The sequence below is a fragment of the Halosimplex halobium genome, assembly GCF_051414055.1.
Taxonomy (GTDB): domain Archaea; phylum Halobacteriota; class Halobacteria; order Halobacteriales; family Haloarculaceae; genus Halosimplex; species Halosimplex halobium.
Window position 1 is genome coordinate 168,265 of record NZ_JBLKNX010000005.1, and the last position, 17,045, is coordinate 185,309.

A 17,045-nucleotide genomic window follows, 5' to 3' on the forward strand; every position below is an offset into this window, starting at 1 on the left:
GCAGTCGCTGGTCAGCCCAGCACGCCCAGCTCGGCGAGCAGCACGAGCCCGGTGACCACGGGGAGGCTCCCGAGGATCGTGAGGAAGACGACGGTGCCGACGTAGTCGGCGGTCGAGACGGCCGCCGGCGCGCCCTCCGTCGGCCCGGCCCCGTCCTCGCCCGGGTCGCTCGCGCCGTCGCCGAACTCGATGGAGAGCACGAGCGGGATGACCGCCGAGGGGCCGGCCGCGAGGACGACGAACGCGGCGGTCACGGCCGGGTCGCCGATGTCGACGAGCAGCGCGACCGCGACGGCGACGAGGGGCGCGACGAGCAGTTTCAGCCCGACGGTCGGCAGCGTCTCCCGGACGGTGGCGGCGAGATCCATGGATTCGACCTGCAGGCCGAGCACGACGAGGAAGACGGGGATCGAGGCGTCGCCGACCAGCCGGAGGGTGTCCATCGCCGTGCCGCCCTCGGGCGGGACGACGCCGAGCGTGACCGCCGCGCCCGCCGCCAGGAGCGCGTAGACCACGGGCTGGCGGGCGACGCGGCCGAGCGCGGCCCGGTCGCTGCCCTCGCCGCCCCGGGTGAGGAGGTAGACGCCGACGGTGTACAGGAGCAGGTTCTGGACGAGGACAAAGAGGACGGCCGTCGACCGACCGGCGGCGCCGAACGCGAACGTGGCGACGGGGATGCCGAAGTTGCCGGTGTTGGGGAAGGCGGCGGCCATCGCGGCGCCGACGACGGTCCCCTCCCGCCCGCGCGCCCGGCTGACCGCCCACGAGAGCGCGCCCATGACGGCCGTGAACCCGACCATCGCGCCGACCGCGGCGGTGACGGTCCCGACGCCGACTTCGAGGGTGACGAGCGTCTCGAAGACCAGCGCCGGCAGGAGGACGTAGACGGTGACCGTGCTCAGCGGCTCGGTGTCGACCTCGCGGACGCGTCCGAGGAGATAGCCCGCGAGAGCGATGGCGAGCGGCGGCGCGACCGACGAGAGGAAGACCGAGGGGATCGACCCGAGCGCGTCGAGTACCTGCACGGGTTGGCCGCCCGGTCGGTATCGCCGCCGATAACGCTGTCGACTCGTCGCCGGACCGCGGCGGTCTCGGCGGGCCGCTCCCGTTTCTAAACCGTTTTCACCGTCGAGTCGAAACCCGGGTCGTGGTGTCCTGGTCCCGGTACAACCCCGTCCGCGCGCTCCTCCTCACCGTCGGGTCCGTCGTCGCCCGCGCCGGCGTCATCGACCGCGAGCGCGTCGAGCGGACGACGGACCTGGCGTGGCCCCGCATCGTCACCGGCCTCGCGCGGATGTCCCGCTCGACGGCCGACGTGGCGATGGTCGGCATCGCGCTCGGGTCCAACGCCATCGCCGGCGTCGGCTACGCCAGCCCCTTCTGGGGGCTGGCCTTCGCGCTGGGCGGCGGCGTCGCCGGCGGGACCATCGGCCTCGTCTCCCAGCGGTTCGGCGCCGACGCCCACGGGGAACTCGCGCTCTCGGTGAAGGTCAGCGTCCTGCTCACCGTCGCGATCACCCTTCCGCTCGTGGCCGTCTACTGGACGCTCGCGGAGCCGCTGGTCGCGCTCATCGGCTCCGGCGACGCGGCCGTCGGCTTCGGCGCCGACTACCTCGCGGTCGTCGGCTTCGGCGTCCCGTTCGCGGCGCTGAACCTCATCGGCAGCCGCACGCTCGTCGGCGCCGACGACGCCTGGACTCCGATGGTCCTCCGCGGGGGCGGCGCCGCCCTCAACATCCTCGTCAACGCCGTGCTCATCTTCGGCCTCGGCTGGGGCGTCGTCGGCGCCGCCGTCGGGACCGCCCTCTCCAACGCCGTCGTCACGGTCGCGTTCGCGGTCGGCCTCGCCCGCGGCGGACTGCCCGGTATCGGCGAGTTCCCGGTGCAGATCCCGTTGTCGGGACCGCATCTCGACCGCTCGCTGCTGGGCGACCTCGTCGAGATGGCGACGCCGCTGATCGGGACCAACCTCGCCCGCAGCGGCGGCCAGTTCCCCAAGCTGTTCATCGTCGGGCTGTTCGGGTCGAACGTCGTCGCCGCCTACGTCGTCGCGATGCGGGTCCGCGCGCTGATGGACACGCCCAACTGGGGGTTCAGCATGGCCTCCTCCAGCCTGGTCGGCCAGGCGCTCGGCCAGGACGACGAGGACGACGCCGGCGCGTGGGCCCACGACATCATCCGCTTCTCGCTGGCCTGCTACGCCGTCATCGCCGTCGGCGTGTTCGTCTTCGCCCGCCCCATCGGCCGCGTGTTCGTCGACGACCCCGCGATCCTCCCGACGGTCGTCACGTTCATCCGCGTCGCCTGCTTCGGCGTCCTCTTCAGCGGCGTCTACGGCGGCTCGACCGGCCCCCTCAGGGCGAGCGGCGACACCCGCTGGCCGTTCTACGCCCAGCTCGCGGGACTGTACCTGTTCGCGCTCCCGATCGCCTACCTCGGCGTCGCCGTCCCGGCGGTCGGTCAGACCGCGCTGTACGCCGCCATCTTCGCCGAGATGGCCGTCCCGGCCTGCATCACCTACTACCGCTACCGCTCGGGCACCTGGAAGGTGGTCAGCCGCGACTACCGCCCCGACGCCGCCGCGGGCGACTGAGCGGGACCTGGCGTCTGCTCCCGCCCCGCACGCCCGTCGGTCAGACGCGAGAGTCCCGGAACGCCGGGCCGCGAGGGCCAGCCTTTTGCGTAGCTACTCCCGAGATCCAGGTATGGAGTACACCACACTCGGCTCGACCGGGATGGAGGTCTCGAAGGTCTGTCTCGGCTGTATGAGCTTCGGCAGCGAGGAGCCCTGGATGCTGGACGAGGACGACGGCCGGGAGGTCATCGAACGCGCCATCGATCTGGGCGTCAACTTCTTCGACACCGCCAACGCCTACTCCGACGGCGAGAGCGAGGAGATCCTCGGCGACGCCATCTCCGGCTACGACACCGACGAACTCGTCGTCGCCACCAAGGTCCGGTTCCCCGTCGGCGAGGATTCGCCCAACGCCTCCGGCCTGTCCCGCAAGACTATCGAGCAGGAACTCGACGCCTCGCTCGACCGCCTCGGCCTCGACACGATCGACCTGTACCAGACCCACCGCGTCGACCCGTCGACGCCCCCGGAGACGACGCTCCGGGCGCTGACCGACGCCCGCCGCCGCGGGAAGATCCGCCACGCCGGCACCTCCTCGATGTGGACCCACCAGCTCGTCGACCAGCTCCGGACGAGCGAGCGCGAGGACCTCATCGGCTACGAGACGATGCAGAACCACTACCACGTCGCCTACCGCGAGGAGGAACGGGACATGCTCCCCCTGTGCGACAAGGAGGACATCGGCGTCGTCCCGTGGGGCCCGCTCGGCCAGGGCTTCCTCGCGCGGCCGTTCGACGAACTGGAGCGGACCAACCGGGGCGACCCCGAGAACTTCCACAACCCGACGCCGGAGTACGAACGGGGCGGCGGCAAGGAGATCAACGAGCGGGTCCAGGAACTGGCGGCCGACCACGGCGTGACGATGGCCCAGATAGCTCTGGCCTGGCAGTTCCAGAACGACTACGTCGACGCCCCCATCGTCGGGACGACCAGCGTCGAACACCTCGAACAGGCCGTCGAAGCGCTGGAGATCGACCTCTCGGCCTCCGACGTGGCGTACCTCGAAGAGCCCTACGAGCCCCAGCCGGTCATCGGCCACGAGTAGGCGGAGCCGAGTTCGGTTCGCCGACCGGCCCGGTCGACCTGTCGGCTGTCCGGTACTACTTTCTGTCACCTTGGCGATGTGGCGGTCATGGATCGACGCGCGTTTCTGGTGGGTTCGGGGACGACGGCGCTGGGGGCGCTCTCGGGGCTGGGTCGGGCGGACGGCGCTGGCGGCGAGGGTCGCCGGGACGCCACCAGCGTGGGGGACGCGGCCCGAACCGCTCCGGACTGGGCGGTCAACTGGCGCTCGCGGTGGCCATACTACGGCGGAGTGACATCGGAAGTCCAGGCCGTCGTCGGTGGCGGCCGACTGTTCCTCACGCCCCGGGTCGCCGGGTTACCCGAACGGACGGACGAGTTCGAGGGCGAGGACCTCCTCGCGGTCGGACTGGACACGACCGACGGGTCCTACAAGTCCGGGAACACGGTCGAGATGAGCGTCCGTTCGTCGCGGCCAGCGGGCGCGGTGCGGGCGGACGGACAGTTCGTCGTGACCGTGCTGGCCGACGAGGGCGAGCAGACCTTCGCGGCGGTCGTCTCGGCGGGCGAGGACCGGGACGGCTGGGCGACGAGGGTCGACGGCGTCCCGGCGGGGCCGCCGGCCGCGGCCGAGGACACAGTGCTGGTCCCGGCGGGGGCGTCGGTCGCCGCGCTCACCACGACCGACGGGCGCGTCGCGTGGACGGCCCCGTTCGACTCGCCGGTGAGCGGCGTCACCGCGGCCGACGGGACGGTCTACGCGACGACCGAAGAGGGAGTGCTGTCGGCACTCGACGCCGCGACGGGCGACCCCCGGTGGACGGCCAGCCCGCTCGCGACCCTCGGGCTCGGGGGGCCGGCGGTCGTTGGCGACCGCGTCCTCTCCGTCGACGGGTGGGGCGGCGTCCACGCCGTCGGGACGGACGGGTCGGAGGCCTGGTCGACGGTCCCGGAGGGCGTCGTGACCGCCCCGGACGACGGGCGCGGCGCGACCGGGCCACCGGGGACGGTCGGCCGGGTCGCTGCCGACGGCGAGCGCTGTTACGTCGCCGCCGTCTTCGGGACCGAGGAGCGCGAGCGGACGGCCGTGACGGCGCTCTCGCTGGCCGACGGGAGCGAGGCGTGGACCCACGAGTTCGCGAGCGCGCCCCACGACGACGTTCACAGCGTCCGGAACGGACCGACGTTCCAGCCGCGGGTCGTCGAGGGGAGCGTCTGGGCGGCCGGCAACCGGACCGCGGTGGCGCTGGACGCGGCGAGCGGCGACCTGCGGCGGCGCTGGGGGTTCGGCCACCCGCTCAGGGCGACCCCGCTCCCGACGCCGTCGGCCGTCTACTTCCTCGACGGGTTCGGCGTCTATCGCCTCGACCGCTCCGGGAGCGACTGCGGCCCCTACGAGGTCTCCACGGCGGGCGTGAGCTACGAACGCGGGATGGACGGCGAGGAGTTGAGCGTCGACGGAGGGGTGACCGCCGACGGCTGTCCGGTCGTCGGGACCGTGGACCTGCTGGTCGACGGCGAGTACCTGGCCTCGGCCGGCGGCTACGTCGCCGCCGACGAGGGGACGACGCCGTATCTCGACTACGGCTGGGAGGACCTCCCGGGATCGCTCGACCGCGCGACCCTGCGGTTCAGGGGGACTGACGGCACCGTCGTCGACACCCGGCGCGTGGCCATCGACGACTACCGCGAGGAACCCCCCGATTTCAGTATCCGCTGTCCGTCGATGGCGACCACCAACCTCGGGGTCGGCACGGGCGTGACCGTGACCGCCGAGGTGTCCAACTCCGGGTCCGACCCCGGCTACGTGGCGACGCTCGAAGCCGACGGCTCGGTCGTCGCCCGGCGGACCGGCGAGATCCCCCGGGAGTTCCACGACGACCTCGAGCCCTGCGACGGGACGCCGCTCGCTCTCTCGACGCTGTTGACCGGGTTCGAGGGCCGCGAGATCACGGTGCGGGTCGAACCGACCGCCGACGAGGGCAGCGGCGACGCCGAGCGGTTCGGGACGGTCCGGTCGGGCGACCCCTACGCGCTGGGCGGCGGGCTCGCCGGGCTAACGTTGCTCGGAACCTACGTCCGCAGAAGACTCCGCGGCGACGGGTCGGACTAAACCGCCGACCGGTACTTCGAGACCGCGGGACCGACCTTCTTCGCGACGCGCTTGCTCGCGATTCCCGAGACGACCGAGCAGGCGATGTACCAGACCGTCCAGACCTGCAGCGGGCCGACCAGCCTGGCCGTCCAGACGACCCGGCCGGCGATCGGTAACACCTGTGCGGCCGGCGTGATCGCGGCGGCGGGGTTGACGGTCAGCCACGAGATCCACAGGAACACGGGGATCGTGACCAGCATCGCGTAGACCATCGGCCGGACCATCTGCTTCATCGCACCGACCTGCTCCAGCATGAGTTCCTGCTGGCGCGACTGGAGTCGCTCGACGGCCTCGTCATCGCCGCGCTCGCGGGCCGCGTCGAGGCGCTCTTTGACCGTCTCCAGCCGCTCTTTCGCGACTTCCTGGGGGTTCCCGTCGGTCAGTCGGCGCCGCAGCGCCGTCGAGACGAGCGTCGTCGCGACCGCCAGTAGCGCGACGGTCACGCCGAAGGGCAGGGCGGCCTCGACCGGCCCGAGCAGGAGGTGGGCGGTGCTGCCGACCGTATCCCGGGCCACCGGCACCTGGTAGCTGGCCATCAGCCCGACGGCGGCGACGCCGGCGAGTTTGTCGGCCGCCGACCAGCCGCCAGTGTCGGCGTCGTCGCCGTCGGCGGGTCGGTCGCCCTCAGCGGGCCTGGCGTCGGCGTCGCCGCCGGCGTCGGACGCTTCGACGACCGCCCGGACGGCGTCGGGGTCGTCGACGACGAACCCGGCGTCGGTCCCGACCAGGACCTCGGATTCGAGCAGCCGACCCCACTGTTCGGCGGGGACCGCGTCGCTCACGTCCGCCCAGGCGACGGTGCCGTCGCCCGATTCCGCGCGGTCGAGGACGACGGCCGCGGCGTCGGCGAGCGCCTCGTCGCCGTCGAGCCGCTCGCGGAGGGTTTCGTTCATACGTGAACCCCTCAGCGCGCCTTTGTCAATCTTGCTCTCCGCTGTCACGAGGTGTCGGGGGTGGCCCGCTCGCGCTCGCTCCCCTCCGGGACGGCTCTGACGGCGAACGCGTGGGCGCCGACGAGCACGCAGACGGCGACGGTGATCAGCAGCCCCTCGCGGAGCGTCGGCAACAGCCCGAGCGCGACGATGAGCGTCGTCGCGCAGGCCGGCGGGTGGATGGCCCCCGTCGCGACCATCCCCGCGCTGGCCAGCGCGAGCGCGAGGACGCCGCTGGCGACGACGGCCGCGAGCGCCGGCGACCGCGGCGCCAGGTCCGCGGTGACGACGACGCCGTCGGCGAGTAGCCGGTAGGCGACCAGGCCGGCGCCCACGCCGACGACGTGGGCCGCGACGACCCGGGTGAGCCCCGAACGGTCGGCGGTCCGGCGGGTCGCGAGGACGTACGCCGTCGGCCCGAGACTCGGGAAGACGAACGGGGTCCCCGTGAGCCAGGCGACGACGCCCGTCACCGCGAGCAGGGCACCGGCGTGGAGCGCGGTCCGGACGGCGAGACGGGACACGTCCGCCCGTCCTCGTCGCCGCAAAAGAGGGTGACGTTTCGTGGACGTTCGATCAGTTATCGGGAACCACGCGGTCGGTGCAGCCGCTGGTCCCCCTCCCCCATCGCTCCGGTAACGCCAGCGACTATGGCCCCGGGGAGCGAACCGTCGGGCATGTCCGAGTTCACCATCCGCTACACGGTCGACGGCGAGTTCGACGACGTGGTCGACGCGACCGTCGACGCGCTAGGCGAGGAGGGGTTCGGCGTCCTCTGTGACATCGACGTGCAGGCGACGCTGAAGGAGAAACTCGACGCGGACTTCCGACAGTACCGCATCCTCGGGGCCTGCAACCCGCCGCTGGCCCACGAGGCGCTGCGCGAGGAACTGGAACTGGGAGCACTGCTCCCCTGCAACGTCGTCGTCTACGAGCGCGACGACGGGTCCGTGGGGGTGAGCGCCGTCGACCCGGGCGTGATGCTGTCCGTCGTCGACAACCCCCAGCTGGACCCGGTCGCCGACGAGGTGGCCGACCGGCTCTCGGCGGCCGTCGAACGGCTGCCCGGCGCGACCCGCGCCCCGGCCAGCGGGGACGACTGACGCGAGCGGCGACGGGAACGGCGCTCCCCCGTTCGCTCGCGTCGCCGTCGTCCGTTCACTCCGCACCCTCGTCGCCGCGCAACTCGCGTATCGCGACGAGCGCGAGCGCCCCGACGACGAACGCGAGCGTCCCCATCGCGAGCGCGGAGACGGCCGTCAGCAGGACCGACGACCCCTCGGCGAGCGTGATCGCGTCCGGGCCGAGCACGACGGCGACGACGGCGGCGGCCGCGAGCAGTCCCGCGGTCTCCTCGCGGGACAGCGGCTCGCGGAAGGCCGATAGTTCCATGTCCGGGTGTTCGGCGACAGGGCTGAAAACGGTTGGGACCGGGCGGACGGGCGGTCCACGAGCGGACGGGACAGCGGCTCGCGACACGCGGGACCAGCGGCTACCGGCTGCGGCGTCGAAAAAATCGGATCGTGAGCGACCTTACTCGCCCTTCTCGATGGGGGCGCCGACGAGGTTGCCCCACTCCGTCCAGGAGCCGTCGTAGTTGATGGCGTCGTCGTAGCCGGCCAGTTCGTGCAGCGCGAACCACGCCACGGAGGAACGCTCGCCGATGCGGCAGTAGGCGACGGTCGTCTCGTCGCCGTCGATGCCCTCCTCGGCGTAGAGCTCCTCGATCTCCTCGCGGCTCTTGAAGGTGCCGTCGTCGTTGGTGACGGCGGCCCACGAGATGTTGCTCGCGCCCGGGATGTGGCCGCCGCGCTGGGCGGTCTCCTGGAGTCCCGGCGGCGCCAGGACCTCGCCGGAGAACTCCTCGGGCGAGCGTACGTCGACCAGCGGCAGGCCGCGCTCGATGGCGTTCTCGACGTCCTCGCGGTAGGCGCGGATGGACTCGCGCGGACCCGACGCCTCGTAGTCGACCTCGGGGAACTCGGGGACCTCGTCCGTGAGCGGGTAGTCGTTCTCGACCCAGTAGTCGCGGCCGCCGTCGAGCAGCTTCACGTCGTCGTGGCCGTAGTACTTGAACTGCCAGTAGGTGTAGGCCGCGAACCAGTTGGCGTTGTCGCCGTAGAGGACGACCGTCGTGTCCTCGCTGATGCCGTGACTGCCCAGCAGGGCCTCGAAGTCCTCCTTGTCGAGGATGTCGCGCTCGACCTGGTCCTGGAGGTCGGTCTCCCAGTTCCAGCCGATCGCACCCGGCGCGTGGCTCTCGTCGTACAGCTCCGTGTCGACGTCGACCTCGACCAGCCGATAGTCGTCGTCGTCGCTCTCGAAGTCGTCGAGGTGGTCTTCGACCCAGTCCGCCGAGACGAGCACGTCTTTCGCGTATTCGCTCATGGTCATCGAACCATTGGTCTACCGACTATATACAGCTAGGACCTTCGGCATGTCCCGCCCCTTGACGACTATGTCGGAAACTGTTGCCGGTTCTGGCCGTGTCTATAGTTCTCACGGCCTCTGTCTCGCTCTCTCGCCGGCCGGTCCGGACCGGGGGACGGGTGCGACCGCCGGACGAGCCCGCGGGCCGACCCCCCCTTTATGCCGCGGGGCGGCCGCCGCCGTCCCGGTCAAAATTGCCACTACCTCCGACCGGGCCGGAAGGACATCTTCAAGCGTCCGCTCTCCCGACCCGGGGACATGAGCGAGATCGTCGTCCCGGCCGACTGGGTGGCCGACCGCCTCGACGGACTCCGTGTCGTCGACGTGCGCGACGCCTGGGAGTTCGACGGCATCGGCCACGTCCCCGGGGCGGTCAATATCCCGTTCGACTCGTTCCGCGCGGACGACCACGCCGCCGAGGGGGACTCCGCCGGGGACAGTTCGGGCGACGGCCAGGGGATGCTCCCCGGCGCCGACGCCTTCGCCGACCTGCTGTCCGAGGCGGGGATCGCCAACGGCGACCGGATCGTCGCCTACGACGACACCCACGGCGTCTTCGCCGCGCGCTTTCTCGTGACCGCCGAGCTGTACGGCCACGACCCCGACCGGCTCCACCTGCTCGACGGCGATTTCTCCGCCTGGCGGCTCGACCACGAGACGACGAGCGAGGCCGCCGCCTTCGAACGCTCGGAGTACGTCGTCGATCCGCCCGCGGAGACGCCGCTCGTGGACATCGACGAGGTCGCGGCGGCCACCGACGACCCCGACACCGTCGTCGTCGACACCCGCGAAGACTGGGAGTTCGAGGAGGGCCACATCCCCGGTGCGGTCCGGCTGGACTGGCGGGAACTCGTCGACGACGAGACGCGCGGGCTCAAGCCCCGCGGGGAGATCGAGTCGATCCTCGACGAGCGGGGGATCGACCCCGACAGGCGGGTCCTGCTGTACTGTAACACCGCCCGGCGGATCAGTCACACCTACACCGTCCTCCGTCACCTGGGCTACCCCGACCTGGCGTTCTACGAGGGGAGCCTCACCGAGTGGGAGGCCGCCGGGCGCGAACTGGAGACCGGCGCGTAGGCCGCCACGACGGTACCCGCCCCGGTCAGTCGTCGGCGCCGTCGGCCGTCGGGTCGTCGCCGACGGCGCCGTCGCCGGGCGAGTCCTCACCCACGGCGCCGTCGGTCGCCGGCTCGTCCGCGGCGTCCGCCGCGGAGTTACCGTCCGCCAGGGACCCGGTCAGTCGCCCCGACCGGTCGCGGTCCGGGTCGGCGTCGGGGTCGAGCGCGGCCCCGTCGAAGGTCTGCTGGACGCTCGTGCGCTCGTCCGTGATGAGCTCGACCACCTCGACGAGCAGCGCGACGACCAGCGGGCCGGCGATGACGCCGACGACGCCCAGGCTGAGGGTGCCGCCGGTGAACCCGACGAAGTAGAGGCTCGCGGGCATCCCGGTCGTCAGCGAGGCCAGCCGCGGGCGGATGAGCGCGTCCGGCAGGAACCCGATCAGGACAAGCCCCGTGCTCGCAACCAGGAGGGCGGCGGTGATCTCGCCGGCCAGCACCTCCGTCAGGGCGAGCGCGACGATCAGCAGGCTCGGACCGATGACCGGGATGAACTGCAGGAGCCCGGAGAAGAGCGCGAGCGAGAACACCGCGTCGTAGCCCAGGATCGTGAAGACGACGTAGGCGACGGCGAACGTGCCCAGCGCCGTCGCGGCCTGGAGCACGTACAGCGCGTACAGCGTGTCCCGGACACAGCGGTGTAGCGACAGTACCACGTCGTGGTACTCGCCGGGGACCAGCCGCAGCGTCGCCCGGTGGACGCTCCCCGGGCGGAGGAGCAGCCCGTAGACCAGGAAGGCGAACAGGAAGCCCTTGAGCGCGATGACCGGGGTCGTGCTCGCGAAGTCGATCGCGATGTCGCTCACGACCGCCCGCGCCTGCGCGAACAGGTCGCTGACGTCAACCACGAACTCCATCCCGAAGACCGGGACGGTGAGTTCGCTCGGGATCTCCCGCAGGAACCCCAGCAGCAGCTGCTGGCGGTTGTAGAGCGCGTAGACGATGGGCGTGAGGACCGCCAGGACGAACAGGAACCCGACCGCCGTCGCCGCCGCCGCGGCGATGCGCCGGTGGACGCCACGGGCGACGAGCTCGCGCCGGACGGGATAGAGCACGTACGCGACCGTGATGGCGAAGAAGACCGTCCCGAGCACCCGCGAGAGGATCGCCAGCGTCAGCGCCGCCGTCCCGGCGAACAGCACGCCGAGCACCTGCTGTCGCCGTGTCAGCGCCATACAGCCCCGTGCACGTCAAGCCTACAAAACGTTTGGCACCGCCCGGGTGACACCGCGTAGCGGCGAATTCCACGACAGCGCCCGTCGAGCCGGGTGAGACGGGGCGGCTACGGAACCACGCCGACGGTCAGCAGCGTACCGTGCTCGCGGTAGCGCTCGACCATCGCCTCTCGCCGCTCGAAGTCCTCGGTCGGGAACGCCTCGGCCGGGGGGATCTCCGTCTCGGTGTCGGGGATGCGGTCCTGTGCGGCGACGTGCAGTCCCGCCTCGCGGAAGTGTTCGCGGTACTCGGCCTCCGTCCAGCGGACCATCGGCACGTCCACCAGGTCGTCCCACCTGTGCGTGTGGACGCTCTCCTCCCAGTAGTTGACCGCGCAGTAGAACGTGCCGCCGGGCCGCAGGACCCGCCGCAGTTCAGCCAGCACGGCGTCGGGGTCGCGGGCGTAGAAGAATGCCTCCATCGACCAGCAGTGGTCGATACTGTCGTCCGCGAACGGGAGGTGTTCGAAGTCGCCGTTCAGGAAGCCCGACCGGCGGTCGTCGGTGTACGCGCGAGCGTTGCGGGCCATCTCGGGCGAGGCGTCGACGCCGTAGGTGCGCGCCGCGCCCTTGGTCTCCCGGAGCGCGCGCCCGGCGTAGCCGCTGCCCGAGCCCAGGTCCAGCACGGTGTCGCCGTCCTCGACCGGCATCCGCGCCAGGGCGTGTTTGGCGGTGTGCCAGTGGCGCTCCTCCATGCCCTCGTCGCGGCCGTCGCGGGCCCAGTCGTCGAACTCCTCGCTGACGCTCATGGGCGAGGGGTGGGCGCCCGCGAGGAAAACGGTTCTGTGTCGCTGTCGCCTCACCGGGTCGGGACAGCGATCCGACAAGACCTATGTCGGCGTGGGGCTACCACCGAACGTGCAACTCCCCGCTCTCCCGCCGTTTCTGTTCGAACAGCCGTACCTCACGGTGGCGTTCGGGCTGACGGTGGCCCTTCTGGTCGGGAACGTAGTCGCGATGGCCTGCTGGGCGCGCCTGGAGGCAGCGCGCCGCGAGGTGTCGACGCTTCGCGTGTTCGTCTACCTCGTCACGTTCTACGGCCTGATACACTACCTCTACGCGCGTCTCGTGCGGGATTCGGACGCGGAACGGACGTTCCCGACCACGCCGCGCGAGCGCCTCGTCGCGATGTACGCGGCGGCGGTCTCCGTCGGCGTCCCCGTCGCCGTCTTCCTCGCACCGCCGGACCCGCTCACACAGGTCGCCTACGTTCCGCCGTCGGTCGCGACCGTGTTCGTGGCGACGTACCTGTGGCTCACCTGGCGTCGGTCCGGTGGGTCCCGGGTCGAAGCCTGACTCGACCCGGTGTCCGCCAGCGTTTTCTCGGTGCCCGGAATACCCCGGTGCATGGCTCGGACCCCGAAGTACAGGCTCGCCGACACCGCCCAGCAGGTCGTCGGCGGGTTCCTGCTCGCGGGGCCGTTCGTCGTCACCGAGGAGGTGTGGACGCTCGCGGTGAACATGACCTGGGGCCACACCGCCGTCACGGTCGCTATCGTCTTCGCCATCGGCTACGGCGCCCTCTACGAGGCCGACGACGACCGCGACCCCGACCGCGAGGCCGAGGTGGCCGGCGTCCCCGTCCGGTTCGTCTCCCTGATGCTCGTCTCCTTCGGCTCGGTCGCCGTCCTCGCGCTGACGCTGACCGCACCGAGCACCTTCCTCGACGGCTCGACGGCCGAACGCGCCGCGGTCACCGCCCGCGCCGTCAGCGTCGGCGCCATCTTCAGCGTCGTCGGCGCCGCCACCGCCGACAGCGTGTTCTGACGACCGGTTCGGTCTGTTCGCTGAGTGGGCGTTTCTGTTGGGTTTGTCGTGGAAGGAAGTTGTTCGAGAGCGACCGCAGGAGACAGCAGGCGATGAAAGCCCTCGGCGCGCTCGCTAGCAGTCGACTCGACCGCAGGTGACAGCGAGCGCTGAAAGCCCTCGGCGCGCTCGCTAGCAGTCGACTCGACCGCAGGTGACAGCGAGCGCTGAAAGCCCTCGGCGCGCTCGCGGTCGCTGTCTCCGAAAATCGGAGATTTCCGAGATCGGGCGAGAGCACAGCTCTCGCAGACCTCGCGAATCTTCGATTCGCTCAGTGACGAGAGAGCTTCGCTCTCTCGAACCAAGCGGGATATCCGCGCTCTCCGCACCGCCCGCGCGGATAGTGGCCCGCTCAGGCGACTATCGGCGCGAGCGCGCCTCGCCCTTTCAGTCCGCCAGGAACAGCAGCGCCACTGCACCGCCCCGCACAGCACCGCAGACGGCCACAGACCTCCCCAGCCGATTGCGCTGTCTGCGGGCGACCCGAGCGTCGCCCGCATGGCCCGAGGGACCTCCGGTCCCTCGCTGCTCGCAGGCTGCGATGCTCATCCACCGTCAGAGACAAGCTCTGACGAGCCTTCTCTCACGAGTTCGAGAAGACCTCGCGCGGCTATTTCGAGCGGCCCGCCAGGAGGCGGGCACGCTCGACAGCGCACGCCGACCGCACCGCGACCGCTCACTGCAGCAGCTACTCCCTGTACTGAGCGTCCGTGCGTCGAAAAAGTCGGTCCGCGAGAATGGTCCGAAACCGGTCGGCGTTACATGTAGCCGAGGTCGCGCAGGCGCTCCATCAGGTCTTCCTTGTCCTGGGCGCGGCCGGCGCGCTCGGTCGTCGAGTCCAGATCCTGCTGCCAGGCGGGCTCCTCGGCGGCCTTGTCGGTACTGACCTCGCTACCGAGCGAGCGGAAGCCGGCGAAGTACTTCGGCGAGACGGGGATGTCCTCCTGGGAGACGCCCTCGGGGAGGTCGTCGTCGGTCTCGGGGACGTAACCCTCGTCCGGGAACTCGTCGACGGTGTCGGGGACCACGAAGTTCCAGAACGCCTCCCAGACGGCGGCCTCGTCGAACTGGAGGATGGTCTGGACCCGGTCGTGGGGCGGATAGATGTCCGGGTCGTGGCGCGGCGAGAAGAACGTCTCGTCGGCGCGGGACTCCTGCTCGTCCCAGCGGATGCCCGAGATGATGCCGTCCACGTCGTGTTCCTCGATGGCGTCGTTGAGCGCGACGGTCTTGAGGAGGTGGTTGCCGACGTAGGTGTCCAGCAGGAACGGGAACGTGTCTTCCTCGTACTCCAGAATCTCCCGGACGTGGTGCTGGTTGTGCTCGGAGAGCTCGTCGATGGGGATGTCGTCGCCGGGTTCGAGGCCGTGCTCGTCGACGTACTCGCCCACGTCCTCGTTGCGGGCCCAGATCACGTCGAGGTCCCACTCGTCGGCCCAGTGCTCGACGAAGTCGATCAGCTCGTCGAAGTGCTGGTAGTGGTCGATGAACACGACCGGCGGGACTTCGAGGTCGAACTGGTCGGCCACCTCCTTGACGAAGTAGAGGGTGAGCGTCGAGTCCTTGCCGCCCGTCCACATCACGACCGGGTTCTCGTACTCCTCGAGGCCCTGCCGCGTGACCTCGATGGCCTTCTCGATCTTGTCGTTGACGTGCGGGTAGTCGGCCGGGTCCTCGCCCTCGCCCGCGCTGTAGTCGACGTCCAGGTAATCGGGGAACTCGTCTGACATCGGTAATGAGATGTAATTAGTCCGGCGGTTAAGTTCTTTTTGGAGGACCAGTCGTTCGCCGTATGTGATCGTGTGGCAGGGTCGCCGGCGGGCGCGACGGGCGGCCAGCTGTCGTGTCGGCCGGAGGACAGAAGAGGGCGGGGGTCGAACGGCGTGGTAATGAGCGGAGACAGCGGCCGCCGGGACACGGAGGGGAGCGCGGACCGGAACGGGGATCCGGACCCGGCCCCGGATCCGGACCCGACCCGGGGCCCGGACGGGGGACCCGAATCGAACGACGGGACGAGCGGGGGGTCGATCCGGGCGCTGCACCGGGAGGCGCGGTTCACGCGGTGGTTCCGGTGGCACCTGGTCGCGGCGCTTTTCGTCTTCTTCGGGAGCGCGTTCGCGGCCTACGCCCTGGTCGGGTCGATCCCCATCGCCCAGCTGGAGGCGCTGATCGAACAGCTCCAGGCGGAGGCGCCGGCCGACAGCCCCCTCCCCGAGCTGGCGTTCGTGCCGCTGCTGGTCAACAACCTCCGGGCGCTCCTGCTGATCGCCCTCGGGGCGATCACCGGCGGGCTGCTCTCGCTGTTCGGGCTGGTCGTCAACGGAGTCATCGTCGGTGCGGTGGTCTCGGTCGTCGTCCGCCAGACCTCCTGGGCGGTGATCCTCGCCCTGCTGCTCCCCCACGGGGTGATCGAACTCTCCGCCTTCTTCGTCGCGGCGGCGGTCGGGCTGCGAGTCCCCCACCGGGTCGTCCGGTACCTGCTCGGCTGGGACGAGACGCCGCTGAGTCGGGTCGAGCTGTACGAACTCGCGGTCATCGCCGTCGTTCTCGTCGTCATGATCGTCGTCGCCGCATGGATCGAGGTGTATCTGACCCGCGACGTGGCCGAGTGGCTCCTCGGGCCCGGCGCCCTCCCGGAGTGACCGCCCTCCGACGGCCTTCAAGTTCGTCGAACGTCGAATGAACCTTCGGTGGAGTTTTACGTGGGACTGGAGAACCCGCGCTCAATGAGTACGACCGCACCAGGTCACGGCGACGACCACCAGGAGCCGAGCGAGACAGTCGTCTCGTCGGTCGCCGCCCACAAGGGCGTCGACGAGGTGGCGCTACCGCCGCTGTACGAGGCGCTCGACCCGGACGCGCTCGACGCGCTGTTCACGACCGCGGGCGGGCGGGTCCGGTTCGACTACGCGGGCTGTACGGTCGAGTACGCCAGCGACGGCGGCGTCGACGTTCGCGACGCGTAGGTCCGACAGTTCCGCGGCTGGCGAGCACGGCCGCGGAAAAAGGTGGGAGAGCGGGGACGGCGCGGAGACGGCAGGGGACGGTCAGCCGGAGATGAACTCGTTGTCGCGCCAGTTGACGCCTTCGGAGTCCTCGTCCTCGCGGGGGTCCTCGACGACGTTGATCGAGGCCGGACGGTCCTCGCCGTCGACGATGCGAACCGCCTCGAGGTCGTCGTCGGGGCAGGTGATCGCGGTGAGCGTCCCCTTCTCGGCCTGGCGGGCGATCTCACAGAGGACGAGGAACATCTCGTACTGGAGGGTGCTGTTCTGCAGGACCGTCTCGCGGTCGCCCTTGAAGCAGGCGTACTCGACGAGTTCGGAGGGCGGTTCCTCCTCTTCCTCCTCGAGGGCGCCCCACTGCGGGCCGCCCGCGGTGTCGGTCGTGTGGACGGGGGAGCTGTCGTCGTCCTCGTCCTCCTCGATCTCCTCGTAGACGCGGTTCTCCGTGACGCTTGCCTTCAGCTGGGCCGTGGGCGTGTACTTGCTGATGCTCTCGTCGGCGGAGACAGCGCTGATAATGAGCGTGTTGTTCCGGCGTGTGATGTCGACGTCCTCGATGTCCTCGGGCAGGTCCGGGTCATCGAAGAAGTCGTACACGTCCTCCAGGGGCAGTTCCAGTGTCGAGTGGAGTCTGTATACGCGGGACATAGTTGGGTGAATCGCCGGCCGTCCGCTGACGACGGTGCTACACCCTCGTAGGACGCCCACCCATATAGGGCCTACC

The 17,045-nt window shown here is 70.7% G+C and carries 18 protein-coding genes; 9 read left to right on the forward strand and 9 right to left on the reverse strand.

Annotation, left to right across the window (positions count from 1 at the left end):
- Positions 1-11 precede the first annotated feature (11 nt).
- The gene (locus tag ACMGFG_RS07385; protein WP_436929693.1) at positions 12-1,025 is read right to left on the reverse strand and encodes an AEC family transporter; all 1,014 of its coding nucleotides are present in this window, start codon (positions 1,023-1,025) and stop codon (positions 12-14) included.
- A 125-nt stretch (positions 1,026-1,150) separates the two neighbouring features.
- Here ACMGFG_RS07385 and ACMGFG_RS07390 point away from each other — a divergent pair, with 125 nt between their 5' ends.
- The 3 genes from ACMGFG_RS07390 to ACMGFG_RS07400 all read left to right on the forward strand — a co-directional run bounded on the left by ACMGFG_RS07390 (position 1,151) and on the right by ACMGFG_RS07400 (position 5,771).
- On the forward strand, positions 1,151-2,593 hold the full coding sequence (locus tag ACMGFG_RS07390) for an MATE family efflux transporter (protein WP_436929694.1): 1,443 nt from the start codon (positions 1,151-1,153) through the stop codon (positions 2,591-2,593).
- Positions 2,594-2,705: 112 nt separating this feature from the next.
- Entirely contained in the window at positions 2,706-3,680 is a 975-nt protein-coding gene (locus ACMGFG_RS07395) for an aldo/keto reductase (RefSeq protein WP_436929695.1), read from the forward strand.
- Between the two features lie 87 nt (positions 3,681-3,767).
- Complete coding sequence (locus tag ACMGFG_RS07400; protein ID WP_436929696.1) at positions 3,768-5,771, forward strand: outer membrane protein assembly factor BamB family protein; 2,004 nt, start codon at positions 3,768-3,770, stop codon at positions 5,769-5,771.
- Here the strand turns inward: ACMGFG_RS07400 and ACMGFG_RS07405 are convergent.
- Together ACMGFG_RS07405 and ACMGFG_RS07410 are read right to left on the reverse strand one after the other, a co-directional pair.
- On the reverse strand, positions 5,768-6,706 hold the full coding sequence (locus ACMGFG_RS07405; protein WP_436929697.1) for a DUF106 domain-containing protein: 939 nt from the start codon (positions 6,704-6,706) through the stop codon (positions 5,768-5,770). The two genes, ACMGFG_RS07400 and ACMGFG_RS07405, sit on opposite strands and share 4 nt — an antisense overlap.
- Before the next feature lie 44 nt (positions 6,707-6,750).
- Positions 6,751-7,269: an HPP family protein gene (locus ACMGFG_RS07410; RefSeq protein WP_436929698.1), complete on the reverse strand. Its 519-nt coding sequence runs from the start codon at positions 7,267-7,269 to the stop codon at positions 6,751-6,753.
- 153 nt (positions 7,270-7,422) lie between these two features.
- On the opposite strand from ACMGFG_RS07410, the gene ACMGFG_RS07415 reads away from it, so the two are divergent.
- Positions 7,423-7,848, forward strand: coding sequence for a DUF302 domain-containing protein (locus ACMGFG_RS07415; RefSeq protein ID WP_436929699.1), 426 nt, complete (start codon positions 7,423-7,425; stop codon positions 7,846-7,848).
- Positions 7,849-7,903: 55 nt separating this feature from the next.
- On the opposite strand, the gene ACMGFG_RS07420 is transcribed toward ACMGFG_RS07415, so the two are convergent.
- Both ACMGFG_RS07420 and ACMGFG_RS07425 read right to left on the reverse strand, forming a co-directional pair.
- Positions 7,904-8,137 (reverse strand): hypothetical protein, encoded by a 234-nt coding sequence (locus tag ACMGFG_RS07420; protein ID WP_436929700.1) that lies wholly within the window; start codon positions 8,135-8,137, stop codon positions 7,904-7,906.
- A 141-nt stretch (positions 8,138-8,278) separates the two neighbouring features.
- Positions 8,279-9,133 (reverse strand): sulfurtransferase, encoded by an 855-nt coding sequence (locus tag ACMGFG_RS07425; protein WP_436929701.1) that lies wholly within the window; start codon positions 9,131-9,133, stop codon positions 8,279-8,281.
- Between the two features lie 300 nt (positions 9,134-9,433).
- Between ACMGFG_RS07425 and ACMGFG_RS07430 the strand changes: the two genes are divergently transcribed.
- Positions 9,434-10,255: a sulfurtransferase gene (locus tag ACMGFG_RS07430; RefSeq protein WP_436929702.1), complete on the forward strand. Its 822-nt coding sequence runs from the start codon at positions 9,434-9,436 to the stop codon at positions 10,253-10,255.
- 25 nt (positions 10,256-10,280) lie between these two features.
- Here the strand turns inward: ACMGFG_RS07430 and ACMGFG_RS07435 are convergent, their stop codons facing one another.
- Together ACMGFG_RS07435 and ACMGFG_RS07440 are read right to left on the reverse strand one after the other, a co-directional pair.
- Positions 10,281-11,471 carry an AI-2E family transporter gene (locus ACMGFG_RS07435; protein WP_436929703.1) on the reverse strand — a complete coding sequence of 397 codons (1,191 nt, stop codon included), beginning with the start codon at positions 11,469-11,471 and terminating at the stop codon, positions 10,281-10,283.
- A 107-nt stretch (positions 11,472-11,578) separates the two neighbouring features.
- The gene (locus ACMGFG_RS07440) at positions 11,579-12,259 is read right to left on the reverse strand and encodes a class I SAM-dependent methyltransferase (RefSeq protein ID WP_436929704.1); all 681 of its coding nucleotides are present in this window, start codon (positions 12,257-12,259) and stop codon (positions 11,579-11,581) included.
- Positions 12,260-12,368: 109 nt separating this feature from the next.
- On the opposite strand from ACMGFG_RS07440, the gene ACMGFG_RS07445 reads away from it, so the two are divergent.
- Both ACMGFG_RS07445 and ACMGFG_RS07450 read left to right on the forward strand, forming a co-directional pair.
- A complete protein-coding gene (locus ACMGFG_RS07445) occupies positions 12,369-12,806 on the forward strand; it encodes a DUF7534 family protein (RefSeq protein WP_436929705.1) in 438 nt (145 codons plus the stop codon).
- 51 nt (positions 12,807-12,857) lie between these two features.
- Positions 12,858-13,277, forward strand: a complete 420-nt coding sequence (locus tag ACMGFG_RS07450; protein WP_436929706.1) for a DUF2391 domain-containing protein — start codon at positions 12,858-12,860, stop codon at positions 13,275-13,277.
- A 797-nt stretch (positions 13,278-14,074) separates the two neighbouring features.
- Here ACMGFG_RS07450 and ACMGFG_RS07455 read toward each other — a convergent pair.
- Complete coding sequence (locus ACMGFG_RS07455) at positions 14,075-15,046, reverse strand: phosphoadenosine phosphosulfate reductase family protein (RefSeq protein WP_436929707.1); 972 nt, start codon at positions 15,044-15,046, stop codon at positions 14,075-14,077.
- Positions 15,047-15,205: 159 nt separating this feature from the next.
- On the opposite strand from ACMGFG_RS07455, the gene ACMGFG_RS07460 reads away from it, so the two are divergent.
- The gene (locus tag ACMGFG_RS07460) at positions 15,206-15,958 is read left to right on the forward strand and encodes a stage II sporulation protein M (protein ID WP_436929708.1); all 753 of its coding nucleotides are present in this window, start codon (positions 15,206-15,208) and stop codon (positions 15,956-15,958) included.
- A gap of 84 nt (positions 15,959-16,042) precedes the next feature.
- The gene (gene ddfA, locus ACMGFG_RS07465; protein WP_436929709.1) at positions 16,043-16,282 is read left to right on the forward strand and encodes a DdfA family disk-determining factor; all 240 of its coding nucleotides are present in this window, start codon (positions 16,043-16,045) and stop codon (positions 16,280-16,282) included.
- A gap of 81 nt (positions 16,283-16,363) precedes the next feature.
- On the opposite strand, the gene ACMGFG_RS07470 is transcribed toward ddfA, so the two are convergent.
- Positions 16,364-16,969 (reverse strand): DUF7110 family protein, encoded by a 606-nt coding sequence (locus ACMGFG_RS07470; protein WP_436929710.1) that lies wholly within the window; start codon positions 16,967-16,969, stop codon positions 16,364-16,366.
- Positions 16,970-17,045 lie beyond the last annotated feature (76 nt).